At 64.8% G+C, this 24,920-nt stretch carries 28 protein-coding genes and 1 other RNA gene; 17 read left to right on the forward strand and 12 right to left on the reverse strand.

Annotated features, from left to right (window positions below):
- Position 1 precedes the first annotated feature (1 nt).
- From truA to def, 3 genes are read right to left on the reverse strand one after another with little or no spacing between them, the layout of a single operon-like run.
- The gene (gene truA / locus L6639_RS05980) at positions 2-739 is read right to left on the reverse strand and encodes a tRNA pseudouridine(38-40) synthase TruA (RefSeq protein ID WP_237859763.1); all 738 of its coding nucleotides are present in this window, start codon (positions 737-739) and stop codon (positions 2-4) included.
- Complete coding sequence (gene fmt / locus L6639_RS05985) at positions 739-1,674, reverse strand: methionyl-tRNA formyltransferase (RefSeq protein ID WP_237859765.1); 936 nt, start codon at positions 1,672-1,674, stop codon at positions 739-741. Before fmt ends, truA begins: the two co-directional genes overlap by 1 nt.
- A gap of 6 nt (positions 1,675-1,680) precedes the next feature.
- Positions 1,681-2,205, reverse strand: a complete 525-nt coding sequence (gene def, locus L6639_RS05990) for a peptide deformylase (protein ID WP_237859767.1) — start codon at positions 2,203-2,205, stop codon at positions 1,681-1,683.
- A 170-nt stretch (positions 2,206-2,375) separates the two neighbouring features.
- On the opposite strand from def, the gene L6639_RS05995 reads away from it, so the two are divergent.
- The 3 genes from L6639_RS05995 to L6639_RS06005 all read left to right on the forward strand — a co-directional run bounded on the left by L6639_RS05995 (position 2,376) and on the right by L6639_RS06005 (position 5,552).
- Positions 2,376-3,575, forward strand: a complete 1,200-nt coding sequence (locus L6639_RS05995; RefSeq protein WP_237859769.1) for a DNA recombination protein RmuC — start codon at positions 2,376-2,378, stop codon at positions 3,573-3,575.
- A gap of 128 nt (positions 3,576-3,703) precedes the next feature.
- A complete protein-coding gene (locus tag L6639_RS06000; RefSeq protein WP_237859771.1) occupies positions 3,704-4,006 on the forward strand; it encodes a GIY-YIG nuclease family protein in 303 nt (100 codons plus the stop codon).
- Positions 4,007-4,187: 181 nt separating this feature from the next.
- Positions 4,188-5,552, forward strand: a complete 1,365-nt coding sequence (locus tag L6639_RS06005; RefSeq protein ID WP_237859773.1) for an AmpG family muropeptide MFS transporter — start codon at positions 4,188-4,190, stop codon at positions 5,550-5,552.
- Positions 5,553-5,695: 143 nt separating this feature from the next.
- Here L6639_RS06005 and L6639_RS06010 read toward each other — a convergent pair whose 3' ends face one another.
- The 5 genes from L6639_RS06010 to ffs form a co-directional block, all read right to left on the reverse strand.
- Positions 5,696-6,133, reverse strand: coding sequence for a hypothetical protein (locus tag L6639_RS06010; RefSeq protein WP_237859775.1), 438 nt, complete (start codon positions 6,131-6,133; stop codon positions 5,696-5,698).
- A gap of 24 nt (positions 6,134-6,157) precedes the next feature.
- A complete protein-coding gene (gene recR / locus L6639_RS06015; protein WP_027561562.1) occupies positions 6,158-6,760 on the reverse strand; it encodes a recombination mediator RecR in 603 nt (200 codons plus the stop codon).
- A gap of 1 nt (position 6,761) precedes the next feature.
- Positions 6,762-7,082 (reverse strand): YbaB/EbfC family nucleoid-associated protein, encoded by a 321-nt coding sequence (locus L6639_RS06020; protein ID WP_194465837.1) that lies wholly within the window; start codon positions 7,080-7,082, stop codon positions 6,762-6,764.
- A 24-nt stretch (positions 7,083-7,106) separates the two neighbouring features.
- Entirely contained in the window at positions 7,107-8,942 is a 1,836-nt protein-coding gene (locus L6639_RS06025; RefSeq protein ID WP_237859778.1) for a DNA polymerase III subunit gamma/tau, read from the reverse strand.
- A gap of 95 nt (positions 8,943-9,037) precedes the next feature.
- Positions 9,038-9,134, reverse strand: an RNA gene (ffs, locus tag L6639_RS06030) — signal recognition particle sRNA small type.
- 183 nt (positions 9,135-9,317) lie between these two features.
- Here ffs and L6639_RS06035 point away from each other — a divergent pair.
- The 9 genes from L6639_RS06035 (at position 9,318) to L6639_RS06075 (ending at position 16,729) form a co-directional block, all read left to right on the forward strand.
- On the forward strand, positions 9,318-10,172 hold the full coding sequence (locus L6639_RS06035; protein ID WP_237859780.1) for a transporter substrate-binding domain-containing protein: 855 nt from the start codon (positions 9,318-9,320) through the stop codon (positions 10,170-10,172).
- 125 nt (positions 10,173-10,297) lie between these two features.
- Positions 10,298-10,960 (forward strand): amino acid ABC transporter permease, encoded by a 663-nt coding sequence (locus tag L6639_RS06040; protein ID WP_129275997.1) that lies wholly within the window; start codon positions 10,298-10,300, stop codon positions 10,958-10,960.
- Positions 10,957-11,763 carry an amino acid ABC transporter ATP-binding protein gene (locus tag L6639_RS06045; protein WP_237859783.1) on the forward strand — a complete coding sequence of 269 codons (807 nt, stop codon included), beginning with the start codon at positions 10,957-10,959 and terminating at the stop codon, positions 11,761-11,763. Before L6639_RS06040 ends, L6639_RS06045 begins: the two co-directional genes overlap by 4 nt.
- The gene (locus L6639_RS06050) at positions 11,763-12,518 is read left to right on the forward strand and encodes an SDR family NAD(P)-dependent oxidoreductase (protein WP_237859785.1); all 756 of its coding nucleotides are present in this window, start codon (positions 11,763-11,765) and stop codon (positions 12,516-12,518) included. The genes L6639_RS06045 and L6639_RS06050 overlap by 1 nt, the downstream gene beginning before the upstream one ends.
- A complete protein-coding gene (locus L6639_RS06055) occupies positions 12,515-13,642 on the forward strand; it encodes a muconate cycloisomerase family protein (protein WP_237859788.1) in 1,128 nt (375 codons plus the stop codon). Before L6639_RS06050 ends, L6639_RS06055 begins: the two co-directional genes overlap by 4 nt.
- Positions 13,643-13,820: 178 nt before the next feature.
- Positions 13,821-14,240 (forward strand): HIT domain-containing protein, encoded by a 420-nt coding sequence (locus L6639_RS06060; RefSeq protein WP_237859789.1) that lies wholly within the window; start codon positions 13,821-13,823, stop codon positions 14,238-14,240.
- Positions 14,241-14,251: 11 nt separating this feature from the next.
- Positions 14,252-15,190 carry an NAD(+) diphosphatase gene (gene nudC / locus L6639_RS06065; RefSeq protein ID WP_237859791.1) on the forward strand — a complete coding sequence of 313 codons (939 nt, stop codon included), beginning with the start codon at positions 14,252-14,254 and terminating at the stop codon, positions 15,188-15,190.
- A gap of 8 nt (positions 15,191-15,198) precedes the next feature.
- Complete coding sequence (locus L6639_RS06070) at positions 15,199-16,122, forward strand: sugar kinase (protein ID WP_237859793.1); 924 nt, start codon at positions 15,199-15,201, stop codon at positions 16,120-16,122.
- 97 nt (positions 16,123-16,219) lie between these two features.
- A complete protein-coding gene (locus tag L6639_RS06075; RefSeq protein WP_063693182.1) occupies positions 16,220-16,729 on the forward strand; it encodes an Lrp/AsnC family transcriptional regulator in 510 nt (169 codons plus the stop codon).
- A gap of 65 nt (positions 16,730-16,794) precedes the next feature.
- Here the strand turns inward: L6639_RS06075 and L6639_RS06080 are convergent, their stop codons facing one another.
- Entirely contained in the window at positions 16,795-18,144 is a 1,350-nt protein-coding gene (locus tag L6639_RS06080; protein WP_237859795.1) for a sensor histidine kinase, read from the reverse strand.
- Positions 18,144-18,860: a response regulator gene (locus L6639_RS06085; RefSeq protein ID WP_237859797.1), complete on the reverse strand. Its 717-nt coding sequence runs from the start codon at positions 18,858-18,860 to the stop codon at positions 18,144-18,146. The genes L6639_RS06080 and L6639_RS06085 overlap by 1 nt, the downstream gene beginning before the upstream one ends.
- A 182-nt stretch (positions 18,861-19,042) precedes the next feature.
- Between L6639_RS06085 and L6639_RS06090 the strand changes: the two genes are divergently transcribed.
- From L6639_RS06090 to L6639_RS06110, 5 genes are all read left to right on the forward strand, one after another.
- The gene (locus L6639_RS06090) at positions 19,043-19,264 is read left to right on the forward strand and encodes a hypothetical protein (RefSeq protein ID WP_237859799.1); all 222 of its coding nucleotides are present in this window, start codon (positions 19,043-19,045) and stop codon (positions 19,262-19,264) included.
- A gap of 77 nt (positions 19,265-19,341) precedes the next feature.
- Complete coding sequence (locus tag L6639_RS06095) at positions 19,342-19,653, forward strand: cysteine rich repeat-containing protein (protein WP_237859801.1); 312 nt, start codon at positions 19,342-19,344, stop codon at positions 19,651-19,653.
- Between the two features lie 9 nt (positions 19,654-19,662).
- Positions 19,663-20,502: a sterol desaturase family protein gene (locus tag L6639_RS06100; RefSeq protein ID WP_237859802.1), complete on the forward strand. Its 840-nt coding sequence runs from the start codon at positions 19,663-19,665 to the stop codon at positions 20,500-20,502.
- A 179-nt stretch (positions 20,503-20,681) separates the two neighbouring features.
- Positions 20,682-20,969 carry a hypothetical protein gene (locus L6639_RS06105; protein ID WP_333909391.1) on the forward strand — a complete coding sequence of 96 codons (288 nt, stop codon included), beginning with the start codon at positions 20,682-20,684 and terminating at the stop codon, positions 20,967-20,969.
- A gap of 31 nt (positions 20,970-21,000) precedes the next feature.
- A complete protein-coding gene (locus L6639_RS06110) occupies positions 21,001-22,470 on the forward strand; it encodes a methyl-accepting chemotaxis protein (protein ID WP_237859804.1) in 1,470 nt (489 codons plus the stop codon).
- 160 nt (positions 22,471-22,630) lie between these two features.
- Here the strand turns inward: L6639_RS06110 and L6639_RS06115 are convergent, their stop codons facing one another.
- The gene (locus L6639_RS06115; protein WP_237859805.1) at positions 22,631-24,130 is read right to left on the reverse strand and encodes a phosphomannomutase/phosphoglucomutase; all 1,500 of its coding nucleotides are present in this window, start codon (positions 24,128-24,130) and stop codon (positions 22,631-22,633) included.
- 180 nt (positions 24,131-24,310) lie between these two features.
- The gene (locus tag L6639_RS06120; protein ID WP_237859806.1) at positions 24,311-24,823 is read right to left on the reverse strand and encodes a TIGR02281 family clan AA aspartic protease; all 513 of its coding nucleotides are present in this window, start codon (positions 24,821-24,823) and stop codon (positions 24,311-24,313) included.
- Between the last annotated feature and the right edge of the window lie 97 nt (positions 24,824-24,920).

The following is a 24,920-nucleotide window of genomic DNA, read 5'->3' on the forward strand; positions in this document are numbered from 1 at the left end:
CCTAATAATCCACCTTCATCAGATACAGCCCCTCCGGCGGCGCGACGATGCCGCAGGCGGCACGGTTGCGGGCCTCTAGCGCTGCGGAAAGATCGTCGGCGGTCCAGCGGCCTTCGCCGACCCAGACCAGCGAACCGACCATCGAACGCACCTGGCTGTGCAGGAACGAGCGCGCCGAGGTGACGATGATGATCTCACGGCCGTCGCGCGTGACGTCGAGCTGGTCGAGCGTTTTCTCCGGCGATTTGGCCTGGCACTCGGTATCGCGAAACGTCGTGAAATCGTGCTTGCCGAGCAGGCGCTGGGCTGCCGCATGCATGGCGTCGGCGTCGAGCCGGCGCGGCACGCGCCAGGCATGGCCGACATCGAGCGCGAGATTGGCGCGGGTGTTGATGACGCGGTAGCGATAGTGGCGCTTGATGGCCGAGAAGCGTGCCTCGAACGTATCAGCCACGATCTCGGCCTCGAGCACCGCGATCGGATGCGGGCGCAGATGCGCATTCAACCCGTCGCGAAAACGGCCCGGCGGAAACTGTTTCTCGACATCGACATGCGCGACCTGGCCGCGCGCGTGCACACCGGCATCGGTGCGGCCGGCCCCATGCACGCGCAAATCGGCGCCGGTCATCGCCTTCACCGCCGCTTCCAGCGCGCCCTGCACCGAGGGCAGCGTATCCTGGATCTGCCACCCAAAGAACGGCGCGCCGTCATATTCGATGGTGAGCTTGTAGCGGGGCATCAGGCGAGCCGCATCGGCGGCTCGACCTTCACGCCGCGCAAGAAGTCCGCCGCTGGCATCCGCGCCTTGCCTTCGCGCTGCAGCTCGAGGATGCGAATTGCGCCCTCGCCGCAGGCAATGGTGAGTTGATCGTCGAGCACCGCACCCGGCGCGCCGGAGCCTTTGGCAAGCTCGCAACGCAGGATTTTCACGCGCGCGTTCTCGCTGACGTCGGCAAGCTCGGCCCAGGCACCGGGAAACGGCGACAGGCCGTGGATGTGGCGTAACACCGCGTGTGCGGGCTTGCTCCAGTCGATCCGCGCCTCGGCCTTGTCGATCTTGGCGGCGTAGGTGACGCCTTCCTCGCTCTGCTTCTTGAGCTGGAGCCCGCCGCGGTCGAGCGCCGCCATCGCGCGCACCATCAGATCGGCGCCGAGGCGGGAGAGGCGATCATGCAGATCGACCGCGGTCATGTTGTCTGATATCGGCAGACGCTCGGCCATGGCGACGTCGCCGGTATCGAGGCCGACATCCATCTTCATCACCATGACGCCGCTCTCGGCATCGCCTGCCATGATCGCGCGGTTGATCGGCGCTGCACCGCGCCAGCGCGGCAGCAGAGAGGCGTGAAGGTTGTAACAGCCGAGCTTTGGCGCATCGAGGATCGCCTGCGGCAGGATCATCCCATAGGCGACGACGACGGCGGCATCGGCATCGAACGCGCGAAACTCCTCCAGCGCCTCCGGCGTCTTCAGCGTCTTCGGCGTCAGCACCGGCACGCCGAGCTTTCGCGCAGCCTCTTCCACGGGCGTCGGCTGCAATTGCAGCCCGCGCCGCCCGCCCGGCTTCGGCGCGCGGGTGTAGACGGCCACGATCTCGTGGCCATGCGCGACGAGCTCAAGCAGCGTCGGCACGGAGAAATCGGGCGTGCCCATGAAGATCAGGCGGAGGGGCATCGGACCTTACTCCGCGCGCTTGGCGGCTTTCTCGAACTTCTTGATGACGCGGTCGCGCTTGAGCTTCGACAGATAGTCGACGAACAGCACGCCGTTGAGATGGTCGATCTCGTGCTGGATGCAGGTGGCGTAGAGGCCTTCGGCGTCCTCTTCATGCACCTTGCCGTCGAGATCGATGAAGCGCACGCGCACCTTCGCCGGGCGTTCGACCTCCTCGTAATATTCGGGGATCGACAGGCAGCCTTCCTCGTAAGTGGACAGCTCCTCGGAGGAGGCGAGGATCTCCGGATTGATGAAGACGCGCGGCTCCGGCTTGGTCTCGCCGTCCTGGTTGGGCTTGGCGAGGTCCATGGTGATCAGCCGCAGCGGCTGCGCGATCTGGATCGCGGCGAGGCCAATGCCGGGCGCGTCGTACATGGTTTCGAACATGTCGTCGGCTAGCCTGCGGATCTCCGGCGTGACCTTCTCGATCGGCTTGGAGACGAGGCGCAGCTGCTTGTCGGGCAGGATGATGATTTCTCTGAGGGCCATGGCGGGCGATTTAAGCTGCGCGCGACAAGCGGTCAATGCGGCCGGGAACGCGTTAACGGTCCGCTAACCATAAAACTTCGGGTTTCGTTAACCATAAAAATTAGGGATGGATTAACTATAAATGTTCGCTATTCGTTCGTGCACCCTGGCGAATCGGATAGAAGGGCAGCATGAACGAGATCATTTTCATGCTGGGCGACTGGCCGGTGCGCGGAATCGATGCGCTGATCGGCTTCGGCGCGCTGGTTCTCATCCTACTGATCGTCATTGCGGTCGTGATCGCGCGCTCCGGGCGGCGCGGGGCGGAACTGGCGATGGCGCACGCGATCCGGGCCGACGAGCTCGAGGAGCGCCTCAGCCAGGTCCTGCACGCCCAGAGCGAGGCCGCCGGCCGCGCCGACGCCATGACCCAGGCGCTGGCCGGCCGCCAGGCCGAGATGGCGCGCGCGGTCAACGAACGGCTGGATTCGGTGACCCATCGGGTCGGCCAGTCCATGGAACACTCCACCCGCAACACCATGGAGAGCCTGCGCGCGCTGCACGAGCGGCTCGGTATCATCGACAACGCGCACAAGAACCTCACCGACCTCACCACGCAAGTGACCACCCTGCGCGACGTGCTCGCCAACAAGCAGTCGCGCGGCGCGTTTGGCCAGGCGCGGATGGAGGCGATCGTCCAGGACGGCCTGCCGAAGGGTGCTTACGAATTCCAGTTCACGCTCTCGACCGGAAAACGGCCCGACTGCGTGGTGTTCCTGCCCGACCAGCGCCCGCTCTGCATCGACGCGAAATTCCCGCTGGAGGCGATGACCGCGCTGCACGATGCCCGCACGGACGAGGAGAAGCGCCTCGCCACGCAGCGGCTGCGCGGCGACGTGATGAAGCATGTCAGCGACATCGCGGAAAAATACCTCGTCACCGGCGAGACCCAGGAGATGGCGCTGATGTTCGTGCCGTCGGAATCGGTCTACGCCGAGATCCACGACGGTTTCGACGACGTGATCCAGAAGGCCTATCGCGCCCGCGTGGTGCTGGTGTCGCCGTCGCTCTTGATGCTTGCGATCCAGGTCATGCAGCAGATCATGAAGGACGCGCGCATGCGCGATGCCGCCGACCAGATCCAGACCGAGGTGATCAAGCTCGGCGACGATCTGGGCCGCCTGCGCGACCGCGTGCTTAAATTGCAGAAGCACTTTGCCGATGCCAACGAAGACGTCCGCCAGATCCTGATCTCCGCCGACAAGATCGAGAAGCGGGCCGGAAGGATCGAGGAGCTGGATTTCAGCAAGACGGACGCGCCCGAAGGCCCGCGGCTGGTGGCGACAGGGACGCCGGAGCTGTTCCCGAGGAAGCTCCAGGCGGGGGAGTAGATTTACGGCACACTGTCATGCCCCGCGAAGGCGGGGCATCCAGTACGCCGCGTCGGTTGCGATTGAACCGAGACGCTGGTGGGTACTGGATCGTCCGCCTTCGCGGACGAAGACAGGAGAGACGGCAGATGGGCGCACGCTCCTACTACGTCTACATTCTCGCCAGCAAGATCGGCGGCACGCTCTACATTGGCGTAACGAATGATCTCATCCGCCGCGTGGCTGAGCACAAGTCAAAACTCATCGAGAGCTTCACGGAAAAGTACGACGTAGCAAGGCTCGTCTATTTCGAGCAGTTCGACGATCCAGAGAACGCGATCAAACGAGAGAAGCGGCTCAAGAAATGGAATCGGGCCTGGAAGGTCCGATTGATCGAGAAAGACAACCCGAATTGGGATGATCTTTATCCCGCTATAGCCGGGCCACCATGATGGCGTCATACCGCGCGAAGGCCGGGTATCGAGTACGCCGCGACGGTGGCGATTGAACCGAAACGCTGGTGATTACTGGATCGTCCGCCTTCGCGGACGATGACACTGAGGGTGCGTTGAGGACTTCCGCCTCACTACTGCCGTGGGAGTTTTTTCGCCCAGAATCTGCTAACACCTCCACATGACCGCACCCGACGCGACCTCCTCCGCCGGCACCGATGCTCCCGCGACCTCATGGCGCGACAGCCTGGCTGTTTATCTGCAACCGCGGGTGCTGATTGTGCTGTTCCTCGGTTTCTCCTCAGGGCTACCGCTGGCGCTATCGGGCTCGACGCTGCTGGTGTGGATGCGCGAAGCCGGCGTCGACCTCAAGACCATCGGGCTGTTCGCGCTGGTCGGCACGCCCTATACGCTGAAGTTCCTGTGGGCGCCGCTGGTGGATGCGTTGCATGTGCCGCTGTTCACCCGAGCCTTCGGCCGGCGCCGCGGCTGGCTGCTGTTTTCGCAGATACTGCTGATCGTCGCGATCCTGCTGCTGGCGATGACCGATCCGGCACGCTCGCCGTTCTACGTCGCGCTCGGCGCGCTGCTGGTGGCGACGACGTCGTCGACGCAGGACATCGTGGTCGACGCCTTTCGCGTCGAGAGCCTGCCCGAGAGCGAGCAGGCCGCCGGCATGGCGGCCTATGTCGCGGCCTATCGCATCGGCATGCTGGTCTCGACCGCGGGGGCGCTGTTCATCGTCTCCGGTTTCGAGAGCACCGGTATCACCCGCAGCGCGGCCTGGATGTGGGGCTATGTAGTGATGGCGTCGATGGTGCTGATCGGGACGATCACGGCGCTCGTTGCCACCGAGCCCGAGCAATCGGAAAGGGCCGAAGCCGCGACGCACGAAGAGACCGCGTTCACGCGCGTGCTGCATGCGGCGATCGGTGCCTTCTCGGAGTTCCTGTCGCGCAAGGATGCGATCGCAGCGCTCGCCTTCGTGGTGCTGTTCAAGTTCACCGACGCATTCTCCGGCACCATGACGGCGCCGTTCGTGATCGACCTCGGCTTCACCCGCAACGACTATGCGGCGATCGTGAAAGGCGTCGGCCTCGCCGCGACGCTGATCGGCGGCTTTGCCGGCGGTTTCGTTGCGCGACGCTATTCGCTGGCAACTTCGCTCTGCATCGGCGGCGTGGTGCAGGCGCTGGCCAACCTCACCTTCTCCTGGCTCGCTGTGGTCGGCACCAGTCAATGGGCGCTGGCGCTCGCCATCTGCGCCGAGAATTTCACCAGCGCCATCGGCACCGTGATCTTCGTCGCCTATCTCTCCGCGCTCTGCCAGAACCCGCTGCACACGGCGACGCAATATGCGCTGCTCACCGCGCTCGCGGCGGTGGGGCGAACCTATCTCTCGTCAGGCGCCGGCTTCGTGGCTGCCGCAACCGGCTGGCCGCTGTTCTTCGTGATCTGCGTGCTGGTGGCTATCCCGAGCCTGGTGCTGCTGGTCTGGCTACAGAGGCGCGGACATTTCGATGCGCTGGGGCCGGTGAGGGTATAATCACCACTCATTGTCATGCCCCGCGAAGGCGGGGCATCCAGTACTCCGAGACAGTTGTGATTGACCGAGAAGCCGCGGCGTACTGGATCGCCCGCCCTCGCGGGCGATGACACCGAAAACGTGGCGAAAGCGTCTCGCCGCCCTTACTTCTTCACCAAACTCCACTTCGTCACCACGGCTTCACTCATCTGGCCGGGATCGCTGGCGCAGGCGACCTCATCCACCTTCACCGAGATCTCCTTGCCGACGAAGGATTTCAGCTGCGAGGCCTGCGCGTCGCTGGAGGTGACGAGCTGGAACGTCTCAGGTCCGGTCTCCAGATCGCACAGCCCGTTCGGCGCCGGCAGGCGGCGCGGCTCTGAGGTGATCTGGTACATCGCAACACGCTTGCCGGCGTTCTTGACGTCGCGAATCTTCATGGCGTTGAGCTCGCCCGACAGCACCTCGCCGGCACTGATCGGCTTGCCGGGCTTCGAGGGCGGCGGCGCACCATCGTCCTCCTGCGCGGCGCCGATGGCCGGTGTCACGAGCAGCAGCATCGTCGCGGCCAAAGCCGATCGTGTGGCGAATCGTTTCGTCATGTCGTCCGTTCCGTAGGTCTGTGGCTAGAACAGGGTCCGCTGCCGCATCGCGGCCGATAGCGTGCCCTCATCGAGATAATCAAGCTCGCCGCCGACGGGCACCCCATGGGCCAGCCGGGTGACCTTGACGTTGGCGTCCTGAAGCAGGTCGGTGATGTAGTGCGCGGTGGTCTGGCCGTCGACAGTTGCATTCAGCGCCAGAATGATCTCGTGCACCTCGGCCGCATGCGCGCGCGCCACCAGCGCGTCGATGGTGAGATCCTGCGGACCGACGCCATCGAGCGGTGACAGCGTCGCGCCGAGCACGTGATAGCGCCCTTGCGTCGCATTGGCACGCTCCAGCGCCCAGAGATCGGCGACATCGGCGACGACGACGATGATGGCGGGATCGCGCTTCGGATCGGTGCAGACCGTGCAGGGATTTTGCGTGTCGATATTGCCGCAGGTCTTGCAGACCTGGACCTTGTCCAGCGCAACCTGCAAGGCCGACGACAGCGGCATCATCAGCGCTTCGCGCTTCTTGATCAGATGCAGCGCCGCGCGCCGCGCGGAGCGCGGACCCAAACCCGGCAGCCGTGCGAGAAGCTGAACCAGCCGCTCGATTTCAGGACCTGCAACCGCGCCCATGTTACTGGCCGAACAGCCCCGGCGGCAGGCCGAGCCCGCCGGTCAGCGACTGCATCTTCTCCTGCATCGCGGCCTCCGCCTTGCGGCGAGCATCACTGAGGGCAGTCACGAGCAGATCTTCCAGAACCTCGCGTTCTTCCGCCTTCATCAGCGAGGGATCGATCTTGACGCCCTTGACGTCCATCTTGGCGGTCATGCGCACGGCGACGAGACCGCCGCCGGAAATGCCCTCGACCTCCACATTGCCGAGCTGCTCCTGCATCTCCTGCATCTTGGATTGCAGCTGCGCCGCCTGCTTCATCATGCCGAGAAAATCAGCCATGGGTTTTCGTCCTCAAAGATTGGCTCAGAGATCGTCGGCGTCGGAACCGTCGGGCAGATCGTCAGAGCCGTAGTCGGCGTTATCATTGGATTCCGGCGCCTCGGGGGCAAGCCTGCGGACCTCGACGACCTTGGTACCGGGGAAGCGCGACAGCACCTCCTGCACGCGCGGGTCAGCCTCGGCATTGCGCGCATGTTCCTGCTTGGCGGCCTGGCTCACCGAACGCAGCGTCGCCTGGCCTTGCTCATTGGAAACAATGATGGTCCAGCGCCGACCGGTCCACAGCTCGAACTTGCGCGCGAGCTCGGAGATCATGGTCTTGGAGGCGTTCGGCTCGAGCGCGACCTCCAGTCGGCCTTCCTCGAAACGAACGAGGCGCATGTCGCCTTCGAGCGCGCTCTTGGTCATGAGGTCGCGCTTCTGACCCGCGAGTGCGACGAGCTGGGTGAAGCTGGTGACACGCAGCTGAGGTGTTGCGCCTTGCGGATCCGGCGCGGGCGCCGCCATCTGCGGCCGGGCCCCGCCGCCGAACGTTGATGGCGATGACATCGGCATGCGAACCGGCGCGGCTGGCGGGGCGGGCGCGGCGGAGGCCGTCGGCGCAGCCGGCGCGCTGCTGCGCGCGGCACTGCCGCTCACAATCTGCGAGCCGCCGCCGTTCTGCTCCAGCATCCGGATCGCTTCGTCCGGCGTCGGCAAATCGGCGACATAGGCGATGCGCACCAGCACCATCTCGGCAGCAGCAGCCGGACGCGTCGCGCCCTGCACCTCGGTGATGCCCTTGAGCAGCATCTGCCACATCCGCGACAGCACGCGCATCGAGATCTTGGAGGCGAAGTCCTTCGCACGCACGCGCTCGGTCTCGCCATAGGCGACGTTGTCGGCGGTCGCCGGAATGATTTTCACGCGAGTGACGAAATTGACGAACTCGGCGAGGTCGGAGAGCACGACGATCGGATCGGCGCCGACGTCGTACTGATCGCGGAACTCCTTGAACGCAGCGGCGATATCGCCGCGCGCCAGCGACTCGAAGAGATCGATGACGCGGGTGCGGTCCGCAAGGCCCAGCATCTGCCTGACCGCGTCCGCCTTCACGGCGCCGGCCGCATGCGCGATCGCCTGGTCGAGCAGCGACAGCGAATCGCGCACCGAGCCTTCGGCCGCGCGCGCGATGATGCCGAGTGCCTCGGGCTCGATCTCGACATTTTCCTTGGCGGCAATGTTGGCGAGGTGCTTCATCAGCACGTCGGCCTCGACACGGCGCAGGTCGAAGCGCTGGCAGCGCGACAGCACCGTGACCGGGACCTTGCGGATCTCGGTCGTCGCGAACACGAATTTGGCGTGTTCCGGCGGCTCCTCCAGCGTCTTCAGGAAGGCGTTGAACGCCGCCGTCGACAGCATGTGGACTTCGTCGATGATGTAGACTTTGTAGCGGGCACTGGCCGGCGCGTAGCGCACGCTGTCATTGATCTGACGGACGTCGTCGACGCCGGTATGCGAGGCGGCGTCCATCTCCAGCACGTCCATGTGCCGGCTTTCCATGATCGCCTGGCAATGCACGCCTAGCGTCGGCATGTGGATGGTCGGGCCTTTCACCGAGCCATCCGGCATCTCGTAGTTGAGTGCACGGGCAAGGATGCGCGCAGTGGTGGTCTTGCCGACACCGCGGACGCCGGTGAGGATCCAGGCCTGCGGAATCCGCCCGGTCTCGAAGGCATTGGAGACGGTGCGGACCACGGCCTCCTGGCCGATCAGATCGTCGAAGCTTGAGGGGCGGTATTTCCGCGCCAGCACCCGATAAGGCGCGTTGCCGGCCGGGCCGGCGCGATCAGGAGGTGGAGGGGCGCCAGCGTCGGTCATCGGTCAATCCGCAATGGAATGTCTCTCGGCTGGCTTTTGCGGACATGAGCGCGCCAGCGGGAGGCCCCGCCAGCGCAATTCGCTCGAAAAAACAGGTAGGAGACTGACGAGCGACCCGATCCGGACCTCGTTAGGGCTGCTTCCTTCCGGACCTGACCCGGTTGGCGAGTGGCTCGTCCACCGCCAATCTCCCGGCCCCTATTTGGGGCCAAAGGGAGCGGAAAGCAAGCGGGTATCACATTGGCCCACTTGATCTTGCCTAGCATCCGGGCAATTCCGGGTCTGCCCAGCCGATAGGCTGTGCTTCCGCTACCAAGGCCGCCTTGGTAAGAACGCTGCCGGAATTCCACCTAACCAGAAAAGCGATTGATCCCAATGGTTACACGTCGTGATGTTGCATCGATTGTCGGACTTGGCGCCATCGGCGCGGCGACCGCGAGCGCGCTGGCCTCTCCGGCCGTGGCCCAGGCGGCTGATCCCAACGAATCGACCTTCGCCCGCATCCGCCGCACCAAGAAGATGCGGATCGGTGCGGTCGGCGGCGGCGCGCCCTATTATATGAAGGATCTTTCCAGCGGCCAGTGGAAGGGCTTCTACATCGACATCGCCAAGGGGCTGGCCGACGACATGGAGGCGGAGCTCGAGATCACCGAGACCACCTGGGGCAATTCGGTGCTCGATCTGCAGTCCAACAAGATCGACATCTTCTTCGGCCTCAATCCGACCCCGAAGCGCGCGCTGGTGATCGACTTCTCGGTGCCTGTTTTCAACAACGCCTTCGGCATCCTCTGCAAGAAGGACTTCAAGCCGAAGAGCTGGGCCGAGCTGAACTCGCCCGATATCAAGATCGCGGTCGACCAGGGCTCCTCGCACGACCAGGTCGTCAGCCGCCTGACGCCGAAGGCGCAGATCTCGCGCCTGAAGACCGCCGACGATGCCACCGCCGCGCTGCAGACCGGCCGTGTCGACGCGCAGTGCCTCATCACCATGCTGTCGCTGACCGTGCTGAAGAAGAACCCCTCGCTCGGCCAGTTCGTGCTGCCGACGCCGATCTTCGCGACGACGTCGAATGCCGGCTTCCGGCGCGAGAACGACAAGACCTGGCGCGACTACGTCAACACCTGGATCGACTTCAACAAGGGCCTCGGCTTCATCCGCAACGCCATCATCACCAACATGGAGCTGGTGGGCGTGACCGAGGCGGACATTCCGCCGGGCGTTTCGTTGTAAGCTTTCCACCGTCATTCCGGGGCGATGCGAAGCATCGAACCCGGAATCTCGAGGTTCCGGGTTCTCGCGACGCGAGCCCCGGAACGACAATGCCAGCGACTAGGCGTACGACGAGTTAAACACGCATGTATCAGTGGGACTTCGGCATCCTCTGGAGCTATCGCTGGCTCTTTCTCAACGGGCTTGGCGTCACCGTCGGCTTCACCGTGGTGATCGTGGTGCTTGGCCTCGTCTTCGGCCTGTTCGGGGCGTTCGGCAGCCTGTCGCGCTTCAAGGCGGTACGCCTCACCGCCCTCACCTTCATCGAGGCGTTCCGCTGCACGCCGATCCTGGTGCAGCTGATCTGGTTCTACTACGCACTGCCGATCCTGGCCGGCGTCGAGATGACGCCGATCACCGCGTCGGCGCTGGCGCTGTCGCTCTATGGCGGCTCGTTCTATTCGGAGATCATCCGCGGCGGCATCATCTCGATCGACAAGGGCCAGTCGGAAGCCGGCGCCGCGCTCGGCATGACACCGGGCCAGAGCATGCGACGCATCGTGCTGCCGCAGGCGATCAAGCGCATGATCCCGGCGCTGATGAACCAGTCGATCATCCAGTTCAAGAACACCTCGCTGGTCTCGGTGCTGGCCGTGCCGGATCTGGTTTATCAAAGCCAGGTTGCAGCGCATGACAGCTACCGGCCGCTGGAGACCTACACGGCGGTTGCGGTCGCCTATGCGGCGATCCTGATCCCGCTCACCATCATCGTCCGCCGCGGCGAGAAGCGACTGGCGGTCAGCGAATGAGCGACACGTCCAAGACCATTTCGAAAATCGAGATTCGTGGCCTTCGCAAAAGCTTTGGCAGCAACGAAGTCCTGAAGAACATTAGTCTCGACGTCGCCAAGGGTGGCGTCGTGGCGTTGATCGGGCCATCAGGCTCGGGCAAATCGACTCTGCTCCGCTGCATCAATCTCCTGGTCGTGCCCGACGGCGGCAGCGTCCGCGTCGGCGACACGCGCTTCGCGTTCGGCGACGGTTCGAAGCTTCCCGATGTGAGGACGCTCGCAAAATTCCGCGCCACCACCGGCATGGTATTCCAGCACTTCAATCTGTTCCCGCACATGACGACGCTTCAGAACGTGATGGAGGGGCCCGTCACGGTCCGGCGCATGGCCAAGGCCGACGCCGAAAAGCTCGCACGCGCGCAGCTTGCCAAAGTTGGCCTTGCGGAGAAGGCGGACCAATATCCGGCAACGCTGTCCGGCGGCCAGAAGCAGCGCGTCGCGATCGCGCGCGCGCTTGCGATGGAGCCTGATGTGATGCTGTTCGACGAGGCGACGTCGGCGCTCGATCCGGAGCTCGTCGGCGAGGTGCTAAGCGTGATCCAGCAGCTGGCTTCCGAAGGCATGACCATGGTGATCGTGACCCACGAGATTGCCTTTGCCCGCGAGGTCGCCGACCGCCTCATCTTCATGCGCGACGGTGTCGTGGTCGAGGAAGGCCCAGCGCGGCAGGTGATCGACAATCCCAGCGAAGCCGCGACGCGCGCCTTCCTCAGCCATTTCCACCGCACCGGCGCGCTGCCGCCGGCGAACGCGACACTGTGATGTCCGAGATCACTCGCGTCTATCTCGTCACCGGTGCCGCCAGCGGCATCGGCCGCGCCACCGCAAAGCTGCTTGCCGCACCCGGCACGGCGCTGCTGCTGCACACGCGCTCGAACGCCACGGGACTCGATGCCACCGCAGCGGAAGCCGAAGCAAAGGGCGCCGCGGTCGCCAAATGCCTTGGCGATCTTGCCGAGGAAACAGCCGCGACCGATGCCATCGCCGCCACGCAAACCGCCTTCGGCCGGCTCGATGGACTGGTTCTCATCGGCGGCCACGCCCGCCGCGGCAGCGCCATCGGCACGCCCGCGGACCATTTCCGGAAAGCGATGGACGAATCGGCGCTCGCGTTCACGCGGATGGTCGGAGCCGCACTTCCTCTGTTACGCGCCGGCCAAGATGCACGGATCGTGGCGGTATCGTCCTTCGTGGCACACGCCATCCGGCCTGAATTCGCGCCGTTTGCGGCAACGGCCGCGAGCCGCTCCGCGCTCGAAGCGCTGGTGCGGCTCGCCGCAGTCGAGCTCGCGACGGACGGCATCACCGTCAATGCGGTGGCCCCCGGCCTGATCGTCAAGGACAAGCCGAGCGAGAGCCGGCTGTCGCCCGAGCAGATTGCCGCAACGGAAGCGCTGATCCCGATGCGCCGCCGCGGGCGGCCGGACGAGGTCGCCGAGATCGTCGCCTTCCTGGCATCCCCGAAAGCATCCTACGTCACCGGCCAGGTCTGGCACGTCAATGGAGGCCTGACTTGACCGAAGCAACCATCCAACACCTCCGCCTGTTCCTGATCGAAAGCCCGATCAAGATGGCGCGCCTGCAGGGCGTCGGCAACGTCAAGGGCACGGTGAAGCGCGTGTTGATCGAGCTGACCTCCAGCGACGGCGTGGTCGGCTGGGGCGAGGCGGCGCCGTGGGAGGTCTTTACGGGAACGCCTGAAGCGGCGTTCTCGGCGCTCGACATTTATCTGCGGCCGATCCTGCTCGGCAAACCCGTACGGCGCGTCCGCGCGCTGATGGCGGAGCTCGATCGCGCACTGGTCGGCCATGCCGAAGCAAAAGTCGCGATCGAGATGGCGCTGCTCGACATCGTCGGCAAATCGTCGGGGCTGTCGGTCGCCGATCTCCTTGGCGGCCGGGTGCGCGATACCATCCCCCTTTCCTTTTCGATCGCCGATCCGGATTTCGCCGCCGATCTCGAACGCATGCGAAAGATGGTTCCTGAAGGCAATGTCATCTACAAGGTCAAGACCGGCGTGAAGCCGCATCGCGAGGACCTCGGTCATCTCGAGGCGATCCGGAAGGAATTTGGTGACAAGGTCGATCTGCGCGTCGACTACAACCAGGCGCTGGCGCCGTTCGGCGCGATCAAGATCCTGCGCGATGTCGAGGAATTCGCGCCGACCTTCATCGAGCAGCCGGTGCCGCGCAAATTCCTCGACGTGATGGCGCAGCTTACCGCGGCGCTGGAAACGCCCGTGCTCGCAGATGAAAGCTGCTTCGACCGCCGCGACATGATGGAGGTGGCGCGCCGCGAGGCGGCCGATGCCGTCTCCATCAAGCTGATGAAGGCCGGTGGCCTGTTCGAGGCGCAGGCGATCATGGCGATCGCCGACATCGCCGGCCTGCCCGGCTATGGCGGCACGCTATGGGAAGGCGGCATTGGTCTTGCCGCCGGGACACAGCTGATCGCGGCAACACCGGGCATCTCGCTCGGCTGCGAATTCTACATGCCGCACCACGTGTTGACCGAGGACGTGCTGGAAGAGCGCGTGGCCAACCGCGGAGGTCACGTCGTCGTGCCCGATGGGCCGGGTCTCGGGATTCGCGTGAGCGAGGCCTCGATTCGAGGCAACGCGCGGGTTCTGGCGGAGGCGTAAGGCAGCCACCGGCACGGCAAAAACTCGGTCGTCGTCCCGGCGCGCTCTTTGGGCGCGCTTGTCCGGGACGACGAGCGTGTATGCAGCAAGAGCGGAGCCCAATCCTTCCCCTCGCCAACTCCCTATCGTATGGTCCGACCCAGCACGCCCGACCCCATCGGGCCATCCGGAAACCTCCATGCCCGAACCTGCCTGGTCGCTGCACTCCCGCCTGAAAGAGGACACCATCGACATTGGCGATCTGCCGCTGTCGAAGGTGCTGGTCATCAAGGACGCGCATTATCCCTGGCTGCTGCTGGTGCCGCGACGCGCCGATGCGGTCGAGATCATCGATCTCGACGAGGTACAGCAGGCACAGCTGATGACGGAGATCTCCCGCGTCTCGCGCGCGCTGAAGGAGATCACCAAATGCGACAAGCTCAATGTCGCGGCGCTCGGCAATCTCGTGCCGCAGCTTCACATTCACATCATCGCACGCCGCACCAGCGATGCCGCCTGGCCGCGGCCGGTCTGGGGCGTGATGAAGCCGCTGGCGCACGATGCCACCGAGGTACAGAATTTCATCAGCGCGCTTCGCAAGAAAATCTGGTTGGGTTGAAAGAACAAGAAATGTCAGCATTTGACTCGTTTCCGCTGGGGCAGCCGGCCTTCGTCACCAACATCCTCGATCGCGCCGCGCATCTGCGCCGCGACGACGAAAAGCTGTTCGCGATGGAGCAGAAGTCGTCGTCGCGCGCCTATGTCGTCTACCGCGACTCGCTGCTGGTGAAGCGCGAGGGCGACAAGGCGCGTGCGCTGCTGTCGATCGACGAAGCGCTGAAATGCGGCGCCAACCCGGGCACGATCTTTCTGGGCTTGCGCGACGGCGCGGCGATCTTCGGCATGGGCCTGGCACAGGCCGCTGCCGAGAAACTCATCGGCCGCGAGGACTACACCGTCACCGAGCTGCGCGGCATGGCGATGCAGGGCGCGATCCCGCCCGACGAGCTGTCGGCGATTGCGATGGCAAAGTCGATGGTCGGCTGGCACCAGCGCCACGGCTATTGCGCCAATTGCGGCACCCGCAGCGCGATGAAAGAAGGCGGCTGGAAGCGCGAATGCCCGGCGTGCAAGGCCGAGCATTTTCCCCGCACCGACCCGGTCGTGATCATGCACGTCGCCTCGGGCGACAAATGCCTGCTCGGCCGCCAGAAGCAGTTTCCGCCGGGCATGTTTTCGTGCCTCGCCGGCTTCGTCGAGGCCGCCGAAACCATCGAGGATGCGGTGCGTCGCGAAATCCTGGAGGAGTCAGGCATTCGCTGCACGGACGTGCAGTATTACATGACGCAGCCCTGGCCCTATCCGTCGTCGCTGATGATCGGCTGCAGCGCGCGGGCGCTGAACGAGGACATCGTGGTCGACCATTCCGAGCTGGAGGACGCACGCTGGTTCACGCGCGAAGAGGCGGCGCTGATGCTGAAACGGACGCATCCGGACGGACTTGCCGGACCGCATCCGTTTGCGATCGCGCATCACCTGCTCGGTCGCTGGGTGCACGACAAGATCTGAGGCGGCCGATGGCGCACTCTGCGATCGCGCCGCGCATCCTGTGCATCGGCATTCCCGTGCGCGACCTCACCTTCCGGGTGGAGGCCGTGCCGGAGCGCGGCAGCAAGGCGAACGCGACGCATCTTGCTGAGATCTGCGGCGGCAACGCGCTCAACGCCGCGATCGCGATGGCGCGGCTCGGCGGCCGCGTCGCGTTTGCGGGGCCGATGGGCGATGCGCTGGAGACGTCGAGCGGCTTCATTCTCGAGCGGATGGCTGCCGAGGGGATCGAGACCGGGCACATCGTGCGCATCCCTGGCGCGACCACGCCCGTCTCGGCGATCATCATCGACGCGTCTGGCGAACGAACGCTGACGATCTACCGCGATCCCGCGCTGTGGAGCGTAAAGCTATCCGATGCCGACGAACTGCTCGCGGGTTGCCAGGCAGTGCTCGTCGAGAGCCGCTGCGGCGCCTTCTGCATCGATCTCTGCACCGAGGCGCGCCGTCGCGGCATTCCTGTCGTCGTCGGCGTCGATCGCGCGATGGAGCTGACGGACGGCTTGCTTACGGTCGCCTCACATCTGCTGTTTGCCAGCGAGCAGGCGCAGGAGACCGCCAGCGTCGAAGACGACAGCGAAGCGCTGAGGCGGCTCGCCAAACTCACGCCAGCTTTCCTCGCCGCCACCCGCGGCCCGCGTGGCACGATCTGGCTGGACGAGGTCGGCCAGCTGGAGGAGACGCCAGCTTTTCCGGTCGAGGCAGTGGACACGCTCGGCGCCGGCGATGTCTTCCATGGCGCCTTCACGCTTCGCCTCGCCGAGCGTGGCAGCGTGCGCGAGGCGCTGCGATTCGCCGCGGCCGCTGCGGCGCTGAAATGCACGCGCCATGGTGGTGGCATGGCCGCACCGCAACGTATTGAAGTTGAAGCGTTTTTGCAGGATAGGCGTTAGCCCTATTGCGGGGACACGCTACGATTATGGACTTGCTATAGAAAGATTTTCTCTATATCAGGGAAATCGGCCCTTAAATTGGAACAAAGTTCTTCAAATGACTGATGTTGCTGTCCAGATCCCCGAGACCAGCCGCCGGCTCGACGCCATCGATCGAAAGATCCTGATGGTCCTCCAGGAGGACGCCTCACTGTCCGTTGCCGAAATCGGCGACCGTGTCGGACTGTCCTCGACCCCCTGCTGGAAGCGCATCCAGCGCCTCGAGGCCGACGGCGTGATCCTGAAGCGCGTGGCGCTGGTCGACCAGAACAAGATCGGGCTCGGCATCTCCGTATTCGTCTCGGTTGAGAGCTCCGATCATTCCGACGCCTGGCTGAAGAAATTCGCCGAAGCCGTCAGCGCCATGCCCGAAGTGATGGAATTCTACCGCATGGCCGGTGACGTCGATTACATGCTGCGCGTCGTGGTCGCGGACATGCAGGCCTATGACATCTTCTACAAGAAGCTGATCAGCGCCGTGCCGCTCAAGAACGTCACCTCGCGATTCGCGATGGAGAAGATCAAGTCGGTGACGGCGCTGCCGATCCCGGCGGTGGTCGCGGCCTGACACTTAATTCTTATTTTGACGCGTTTTCTTCGCGCGAACCGGTATCCACTTCGCTTGAAAACGCTTTAGGCTGGCTGAAACATCGGCAGCGCGACAGTTACCCGCGTGCCCCCGCTCGGAGCCGCGGCGATATCGATCGTGCCGCCATGCGCCTCGACGAGGCTGCGCGCCACGGCAAGGCCAAGGCCGGCGCCGCCGGTCGCGCGATTGCGCGACTTTTCCAGCCGGTGGAACGGCTCCAGCACCGCCTGCCGCTGATCGGCCGGAATGCCCGGCCCCTCGTCGTCGATCGACACGACAATGGCGCCGTCCTTCAGCGCCGCGCGAACCTGTGCGGCATGACCGTAGGCGAGTGCGTTGTCGATAATGTTGGCGAGGATCCGCCGCAGCGCCAGTCGATCCCCGAGCACGATCGTATCCCGCGCATGCGCGTCCGTCACCAAATCGACCGGGGCTCCCTGCGCGCGGCGATCGTGCACTTCGGCGGCGATCAGCGCAACGAACTCGACCATCTCCTGCGACAGGCCACCGGCGCCGGCCCGCGTCGACAGCAGCGCGTCGTCGAGCAGCCGGATCATGTCGTCGATATCGGCAACCGCCCGCTGCCGCTCGGCATCATCGGGGATGTGCTCGACGCGCAACCGCAGCCTGGTCGCGAACGTCCTGACATCATGGGCGATGCCGCCAACCAGCGTCATGCGCGCGCGCAGCATCTCCGCGAGCCGCCCCTGCAAGCGGTTGAACGCGGCAATGACGGCGCGTATTTCGGGCGCGCTGCGGCGCGCATCCGGCAGCGGTGGCGGATCGGCCGACAGATCGACGCGATCGACGGCGGCGGCGAGTTGCGCCAATGGCCGCGTCTCGCGCTGCATGACCAGCAGCGCCAGCAGGGCCACGATCGAGCCGAACAGACCCGCGCCGAAACCGACGGGCAGGCCGAGCGGGGTGACCGGCAGGCGGGTATAGGCATCGATGATCAGGAGCTCGCCGCTGTGCAGGCCGATCCGGAATTCGATGGCATTGGCCATCAGCCGCGCGATGCGGGGAAACATGCGCGCGACACGGTGGTCGGGTGGCGACACGATCTCGACCGAGCGTCCCGACAGGCCGGCGGCATAGGTCTCGCGCAGCTTTTGCTGCTGCTCCGGCGTCTCGCCATCGACCGGTGTAGCCGACGGCATGACCCGCACCATGAATTGTGGTGAGGACACGGCATCCAGCACGGACTGCCGCGAGGCAATGGCCGTGCGCTCGAGCAGCGAAGCCAGCGCATCGAGGCGTTCGGGCGTCGGCCGGGTCAGCTCGTTCTCATGAACGGTGGTGCGATAGAAGATCGCCACGACGACGGTGACCACTACGCTAAAGCCGATCAAGCCGATCAGGGCCAGCCGCGCCGCCAGCGTGACGCGCAGCATCACGACACCTGCCTGACGGTCGCGGTGAACAGATAGCCGCCGTTTCGCACCGTCGTGATGAGATTGGAGCCGGGGCTGGCACCGTCGAGCTTCCTGCGAAGCCGCGAGATCAGCATGTCGACGGTGTGGTCGAACGGCTCGGCCGAACGTCCCCGCGTCCAGTCGAGGATCTGGTCGCGGGTCAGTACCCGGCGCGGCCGCTGCACGAAGCAGCCGAGCAGGTCGAATTCGGCGCTGGTCAATTGCAGCGCCTCGGCCTCAATCGCCTCGACGCTGCGCGCATCGAGATCAATCACGAAGCGGTCGAACGCAAATCGCCGGACCAGCGGCTTTGCGATGATGCCATTGCTGCGGCGGAGGATGGCTCGGACCCGCGCCAGCAACTCGCGCGGACCGAACGGCTTTGCGAGATAATCGTCGGCACCCATCTCCAGGCCGACCACGCGATCGATCTCGTCGCTCTTGGCGGTCAGCATCAGGATCGGGACGGAATCGTCTGCGCGCAAGCGGCGACAGATCGAAAGCCCGTCCTCGCCCGGCAGCATCAGGTCGAGGATCACGATGTCAGGCCGCAACCGCTGAAGCATCGCATCCATCGCCTTGCCGTCGCCGACACAGGCGACCTCGAACCCCTCGCGCCGCATGAAATCGGCGACGAGACGGCTGATCTCGGGATCGTCCTCCACCATGAGAATCGTGGCTGGATGCGCATTCATCGCCGCATTGTGGATGACATCACGGCTCGCGCAAGGGCGCGGGCAGCGTTGTTACATAGTGTTACACGCGCCCGACATTGCCATAACAATCGTTTCGTCCCGGCAATGCGGCGCAGACATCGCCCGCTCAGTCTCCCCTGCACGGCTCCCGCTTACGGCAGCCCCACAAGGAGACGACGAGCATGACCAAGCTCTTCCTCACCACCCTCGTCATCGGCACCCTGTCGGTTGCGGCCGCTGCGGACGCCAATGCCTGGACGCGATCGGCGACCGGCACCGGTCCGCGCGGTACCTCCAGCGTCACCGCGACTGGAAGCTGCGCCAATGGAAGCTGCAGCCGCAACGTCACCCGCACCGGCCCCGCCGGCAACACCTACACCCGCACCGGCACGATCTCGCGCTGAGCGAGGCCGGGCCGGGCCGTCGTCGCGCCTGCCCCGCGCGGCGGCGGCTCGCACCCTCGAAAGCCCAGGAGAACGACATGTCCACCTACTCTCACCTCATCTCGCCAGCACGCATCGCAATCATATCTGCACTGATGGTCGCAATGGCCACGCCCGGTTTCGCGCAGACCCAGGTGCCCGCCGATATGCGGAGCGAGGCAATGTTGTTGCTGCGCGCATGTAGCGCCGACTATGACCGCCTGTGCAGCAGCGTCACGCCGGGTGGCGGACGCATCCTCGCCTGCCTGAAGTCTCATGCCGACCAGCTCAGCGCCGCTTGCGCGCAAGTGATGCCACGCGCGCAATCGCTGCGAGAGCGCGCGATCACCGCGGGCGTCGCCCCGAAATAGGAGGACACGATGAGTACGGCATCACTCCTGCTCGATCCCACGCTCCGTCGCTTGATCCTGGCGACCGCGCTTGGCCTGATGCTGCTCGAATACGGCATTGGCCGATTGGCTCACCGCGAGACCCACGATTGGCGCGAAAGCGTTGCGTCATTCGGCGTCGCGCTGGGGCAGAACGTACTGCGCGCGGTTGAGGCGGGAATACTCGCCGTGCCGTTCGCCTTCCTCTACAAGCACCGCCTGTTCGACTTCGAGCAATCCGGTCCGCTCGCGCTCGCGGGATTGTTCGTCGGCAGCGAGTTTATGTACTATTGGCAGCACCGCGCCTCGCACCGTATCCGCTGGATGTGGGCGACGCATGCGGTGCATCACTCGACCACACGGCTGAACCTGACGGCGGCGATTCGACTCGGCTGGACCGGCAACATTTCGGGCAATTTCCTTTTCTTCCTGCCGCTCGCCTGGATTGGATTCCATCCCTTCGCCATCGTGACGATGCTCGGGATCAACCTGCTCTACCAGTTCTTCATCCACAGCGACTTTGCACCGAAGCTCGGTGCGCTCGAATGGATACTCAACACACCGAGCCATCATCGCGTGCACCACGCCTGCAACGAGGCGTGCCTCGACAAGAACTATGGCGGCATCCTCATCGTCTTCGACCGCCTGTTCGGCACCTTCGCCGAGCGGCCCACGGACCAGCCGCTCCGCTTCGGCCTCGTCGGCGGTGCGCCCTCCTTCAACCCGATCCGGATCGCGCTCGGCGAATGGATCGCGATGCTCGCCGATGCCTGGGAGGCGCACGGTGCGGGCGCAAAGCTGCGCGCACTGTTCGGCCCGCCGGGCGGCTAGAACCGCCCACCCACAGTTGAATTTCTGCGACCATCGCGCGAGCGGCGGCAATCGTGCAGCGGAACCGACCCTAACCGGGCATTTACCGAGAGTTAGTTTCGTTCGCCTATCTTCGCGCCATGGAGGGGAGAACGGCGATTCCGTCCCGGCGGTGGCCTGCCTGGGCGAATGCGACTGCATTGCTGCTCGCAGGCTGGATCGCATTGGCCATCCTCACCTTACAGGTTCGTCCGGGCGCGACGGTCGTCGCGGTTGCGTTTCCACCCTGGTGGAGCACGCAGCAGGTCTTTCAGGCTGCGGGATCGGCGCAAGCGTCGATCGTGAGGGCGACCGCCCTTCCCACTCTTCTCGTCGTCCGCCCGGATGACCATGACGGACTGACTCGCCTGCATGATGCCGGCGCATGGTTCGTGATGGACGCGCAAGCGGTCTCAGCATGTTTTGGTGGATTGCCAGATGGCGGGTAGCCATTTGGCACGTAGTCCTGGAGAGGATGAAATGGTTGTCGAGAACGACGGACTGGAATCGCTGCGGCAAACCACCAGCAAGATTCTCGTCGCGATGCTCTGGCTGCACGTGCCGATCAGCATGACCATAGGGCTTGCGCTCGGCAAGGCCTGGCTCACCCCTGCAATCTTCATGACGATCTTCGCACTCGCCGCGACCCTGTCCTGGCGCATGTCCGGCAATGGCCTCTCCACCCGCCTCGTGTTCGCGGTTGCTCTCATGAGCGGCGTGTCGATGTTCACCTGGCAGTTCGAGGGACATCCCTGGCAGATCGACATGCACATGTACTTCTTCGCGGCGCTGGCCTGCACGGTCGCCTATTGCGACTACCGGCCGATCGTCGCGGCGACGGTCGCGGTCGCGCTGCATCATATCGCGCTGAACTTCCTGCTCCCCGCGGCGATCTATACCGGCGGCTCCGATTTCGGTCGCGTCGTGCTGCATGCGGTCATCCTGCTGATCGAGGCCGGTGTTCTGATCGCGCTCGCGCATAAGCTCCAGGAGCTGTTCGAGACGACGGCAGTGAAGACTGCCGAGGCCCAGACGGCGATGGCGGCCGAAGCGCGCGCCAACAGCGAGCGTCATGAGGTCGAGCAGCGCGCCGAGCAGGACCGAGAGGCGGCCAAACAGCGGCTTGCGAGCAATTTCGAACGCAGCATCGGCGGTATCGTCGAGGCGGTAGCGATTGCCGCCGGCGAGGTGCAGCAGCTGTCGTCCGCGATGAGCAACAACAGCGCCGATACCGCGCGTCAGACTGCGGCCGCGGCTGCGGCCTCGAACCGGGCCTCCGGCAATGTCGAGACGGTGGCCGCCGCGACCGAGGAGCTCACCGCATCGGTCACCAGCATCACGCAGCAGGTCGCACGCTCCGCCGAGATCGCCGCCCGTGCCGCGGACGAAGCCCGCCGCACCAATCAGGTGGTCGAAGGCCTTGCCAGCGGCACGCAGAAGATCGGCGAGGTCGTCACGCTGATCCAGAACATCGCAAGCCAGACCAATCTCCTGGCCTTGAACGCCACCATCGAGGCTGCCCGCGCCGGTGAGCACGGCAAGGGTTTTGCCGTGGTCGCGAGTGAAGTGAAGGCGCTGGCAAACCAGACCGCCAAGGCCACCGAGGAAATCTCGGCCCAGGTGCAGACCATCCAGAGCGCCACGGGCGACGCCGTCAACGCCATCCAGGCGATCGGCGCGACCATCGCCGAGATCGACGAAATCTCCGGCCAGATCTCGACTGCGGTCGATCAGCAGGGTCTCGCAACCCGCGAGATCGCCGGCAGCCTCCAGCAGGCTGCCACCGGCACCCGTGAAGTGAACGACAACATCGCCAGCGTCAGCAAGGCGTCCGATGAGGCAGGTACCGCCGCCTCGAAGATGCATCAGGCCGCCGCGGGACTGTCCTCGCAGTCCGACCGTCTCAAGGCCGAAGTGGATGGCTTCCTGGGATCGCTGCGGACGGCGTAGGGCCCCGCGGGGAAGCTGTCATCGCCCGGCTTGACCGGGCGCTCCAGTACGCCGCGGCGTCTCCGTATCTCACTAGCTTCTCTGGAATACTGGATCACCCGCTTTCGCGGGTGATGACAGCGATGAATGCGGTGGGCGTAAGTGCACCGCGGCAGCCAGATCAGATCTTCTGATTGTACTCGCCGACCTCGGGATGGTTACGCAGCACGCTGTTCACCATCTCGAACATGTCGTGCATGCGCTGCTCGGAGACCGGGCTCTCGACCACGACGACCAGTTCGGGCTTGTTTGACGAAGCACGCACCAAGCCCCAGCTGCCGTCCTCGACCGTGACGCGCACGCCGTTGACGGTGACGAGATCGCGGATCGACTGGCCGCCGATCTTGGCGCCCTGCGCCTGCAAGCCTTCGAAATGCTTCACGACCTGGTCGATGACACCGTACTTCACCTCGTCGGCACAATGCGGCGACATGGTCGGCGACGACCAGGTCTTCGGCAGCGCATTCTTCAGATCGGCCATCGACTTGCCGGGCGCACGGTCGAGCATGTCGCAGATCGCGATCGCCGAAACGAGGCCGTCGTCATAGCCGCGGCCATACGGCTTGTTGAAGAAGAAGTGGCCGGACTTCTCGAAGCCCGCGAGCGCACCGGTCTCGTTGGTGCGGCGCTTCATGTAGGAATGGCCGGTCTTCCAATAGGCGGTCCTGGCGCCCTGCTTCTGCAAGACGGGATCGGTGATGAACAGACCGGTCGACTTCACGTCGACGATGAACTGCGCGTCCTTGTGGATCGCCGACATGTCGCGCGCCAGCATCACGCCGACCTTGTCGGCAAAGATCTCCTCGCCGGTGTTGTCGACGACGCCGCAGCGGTCGCCATCGCCGTCGAAGCCGAGACCGACATCGGCCTTGTGATGCAGCACCGCGTCGCGGATCGCGTGCAGCATCTCCATGTCCTCAGGATTCGGATTGTATTTCGGGAAGGTGTGGTCGAGCTCGGTGTCGAGTGGGATCACCTCGCAGCCGATCGCCTCCAGCACCTGGGGCGAGAACGCACCAGCCGTGCCGTTGCCGCAGGCCGCGACGACCTTGAGCTTGCGCTTGAGCTTTGGGCGATTGGTGAGGTCGGCGATGTAGCGCGCCGGATAGTTCTCGTGGAACTGGTAGGAGCCGCCGGCCTTGTTCTTGAACTCGGCGCCCAGCACGATCTCCTTCAGCCGTGTCATCTCGTCAGGGCCGAAGGTCAGCGGACGGTTGGCGCCCATCTTCACGCCGGTCCAGCCATTGTCGTTATGCGAGGCCGTGACCATGGCGACAGCGGGCACGTCGAGGTCGAATTGCGCGAAATAGGCCATCGGCGTCACCGCAAGGCCGATGTCGTGGACCTTGCAGCCCGCCGCCATCAAGCCGGAGATCAGCGCATATTTGATCGAGGCCGAATAGCCGCGGAAATCGTGGCCGGTGACGATCTCTTGCTTGACGCCGAGCTCGGCGATCAGCGCGCCGAGGCCCATGCCGAGCGCCTGTATCCCCATCAGGTTGATTTCCTTCTGGAACAACCACCGCGCGTCGTATTCGCGGAAACCCGTGGGCTTCACCATCGGCTCGGATTCGAAGGCGTAGGTGTTGGGCAACAAGACGGATTTCGGCTTGGGGAACATTGAGGCGGTCTCGTGAAAATGGCGGGATTGATGCAGCCTTAGCGAATGCCAGGGCGCAGCGGAAGGCGGGAATGAAGGCTTATGGCGGATAATTGCGGCAGTTTGGTAACGGAAAAGCGTTACCGGCCGCAGGCTCGCTCAGGGCAGTTTCGAAATCATGAGGCTGAAATGCGGCCCCTTTTACTGCTCCAGCACCATCTGGCCGTTGGCGTACTCAAAGCGCTTCAGGCGGGACAGGAAGGAGAGGCCGAGCAGGTTCTCGGACAGCGCGGCGTCCGGCAGCACCATGGCATCGACGTCGCGCACGACGAGGCCGCCGACATCCAGCATGGCAATGCGGGTGCGCGCGGCCTTGATGGTGCCGTTCGCGGTGGTGACCGTGGCGTTGTACTCGCTGCGCGAGGGACGCAATCCGAAGCGGGCGGCCGAGGTCTCGTTCAGCGCCACCACGGAGGCGCCGGTGTCGACCATGAAACCGATGCGCTGGCCGTCGATGCGGCCCTCTGTCTGGAAATGACCGCGGATGTCGCGGGGGATGTTGAGGCTGCGGCTGCCGGCCGGCGCGGCGGTCGCAACTGCGACCGTCGTGTGCGGCGCCGACGTGGCGGAGGCGGAGCTCATCCTGTCCGCCATCTGCGCCATGAATGTACCGAGACCGATCATCACGGCCGCGAAGATCATAATGTTACGCATCACACCACTTCCGAGCCGAACGCGCGATTTCACCACGCGACGCGCCCTGCTGCGAGCGAGGTCGCAGCAACGCCGGTGCTATTTTGACGAAAAGGAT

This window comes from Bradyrhizobium zhengyangense, from assembly GCF_022012555.1.
GTDB lineage: Bacteria > Pseudomonadota > Alphaproteobacteria > Rhizobiales > Xanthobacteraceae > Bradyrhizobium > Bradyrhizobium zhengyangense.

Bases quoted from the DNA above. Each gene is read 5' to 3' on its own strand.
- L6639_RS06090 (WP_237859799.1), top strand. From the start codon at position 19,043: ATGACCAAGCTCTTCCTCACCACCCTCGTCATCGGCACCCTGTCGGTT.
- recR (WP_027561562.1), bottom strand. From the start codon at position 6,760: ATGGGCGCGGTTGCAGGTCCTGAAATCGAGCGGCTGGTTCAGCTTCTC.
- L6639_RS06075 (WP_063693182.1), top strand. From the start codon at position 16,220: ATGACTGATGTTGCTGTCCAGATCCCCGAGACCAGCCGCCGGCTCGAC.
- L6639_RS06020 (WP_194465837.1), bottom strand. From the start codon at position 7,082: ATGGCTGATTTTCTCGGCATGATGAAGCAGGCGGCGCAGCTGCAATCC.
- L6639_RS06025 (WP_237859778.1), bottom strand. From the start codon at position 8,942: ATGACCGACGCTGGCGCCCCTCCACCTCCTGATCGCGCCGGCCCGGCC.
- L6639_RS06095 (WP_237859801.1), top strand. From the start codon at position 19,342: ATGTCCACCTACTCTCACCTCATCTCGCCAGCACGCATCGCAATCATA.
- L6639_RS06040 (WP_129275997.1), top strand. From the start codon at position 10,298: ATGTATCAGTGGGACTTCGGCATCCTCTGGAGCTATCGCTGGCTCTTT.
- L6639_RS05995 (WP_237859769.1), top strand. From the start codon at position 2,376: ATGAACGAGATCATTTTCATGCTGGGCGACTGGCCGGTGCGCGGAATC.
- L6639_RS06060 (WP_237859789.1), top strand. From the start codon at position 13,821: ATGCCCGAACCTGCCTGGTCGCTGCACTCCCGCCTGAAAGAGGACACC.
- fmt (WP_237859765.1), bottom strand. From the start codon at position 1,674: ATGCCCCTCCGCCTGATCTTCATGGGCACGCCCGATTTCTCCGTGCCG.
- L6639_RS06115 (WP_237859805.1), bottom strand. From the start codon at position 24,130: ATGTTCCCCAAGCCGAAATCCGTCTTGTTGCCCAACACCTACGCCTTC.
- nudC (WP_237859791.1), top strand. From the start codon at position 14,252: ATGTCAGCATTTGACTCGTTTCCGCTGGGGCAGCCGGCCTTCGTCACC.
- L6639_RS06010 (WP_237859775.1), bottom strand. From the start codon at position 6,133: ATGACGAAACGATTCGCCACACGATCGGCTTTGGCCGCGACGATGCTG.
- L6639_RS06110 (WP_237859804.1), top strand. From the start codon at position 21,001: ATGGTTGTCGAGAACGACGGACTGGAATCGCTGCGGCAAACCACCAGC.
- L6639_RS06045 (WP_237859783.1), top strand. From the start codon at position 10,957: ATGAGCGACACGTCCAAGACCATTTCGAAAATCGAGATTCGTGGCCTT.
- L6639_RS06050 (WP_237859785.1), top strand. From the start codon at position 11,763: ATGTCCGAGATCACTCGCGTCTATCTCGTCACCGGTGCCGCCAGCGGC.
- truA (WP_237859763.1), bottom strand. From the start codon at position 739: ATGCCCCGCTACAAGCTCACCATCGAATATGACGGCGCGCCGTTCTTT.
- L6639_RS06100 (WP_237859802.1), top strand. From the start codon at position 19,663: ATGAGTACGGCATCACTCCTGCTCGATCCCACGCTCCGTCGCTTGATC.
- L6639_RS06080 (WP_237859795.1), bottom strand. From the start codon at position 18,144: ATGCTGCGCGTCACGCTGGCGGCGCGGCTGGCCCTGATCGGCTTGATC.
- L6639_RS06035 (WP_237859780.1), top strand. From the start codon at position 9,318: ATGGTTACACGTCGTGATGTTGCATCGATTGTCGGACTTGGCGCCATC.
- L6639_RS06085 (WP_237859797.1), bottom strand. From the start codon at position 18,860: ATGAATGCGCATCCAGCCACGATTCTCATGGTGGAGGACGATCCCGAG.
- L6639_RS06120 (WP_237859806.1), bottom strand. From the start codon at position 24,823: ATGCGTAACATTATGATCTTCGCGGCCGTGATGATCGGTCTCGGTACA.
- L6639_RS06000 (WP_237859771.1), top strand. From the start codon at position 3,704: ATGGGCGCACGCTCCTACTACGTCTACATTCTCGCCAGCAAGATCGGC.
- def (WP_237859767.1), bottom strand. From the start codon at position 2,205: ATGGCCCTCAGAGAAATCATCATCCTGCCCGACAAGCAGCTGCGCCTC.
- L6639_RS06070 (WP_237859793.1), top strand. From the start codon at position 15,199: ATGGCGCACTCTGCGATCGCGCCGCGCATCCTGTGCATCGGCATTCCC.
- L6639_RS06005 (WP_237859773.1), top strand. From the start codon at position 4,188: ATGACCGCACCCGACGCGACCTCCTCCGCCGGCACCGATGCTCCCGCG.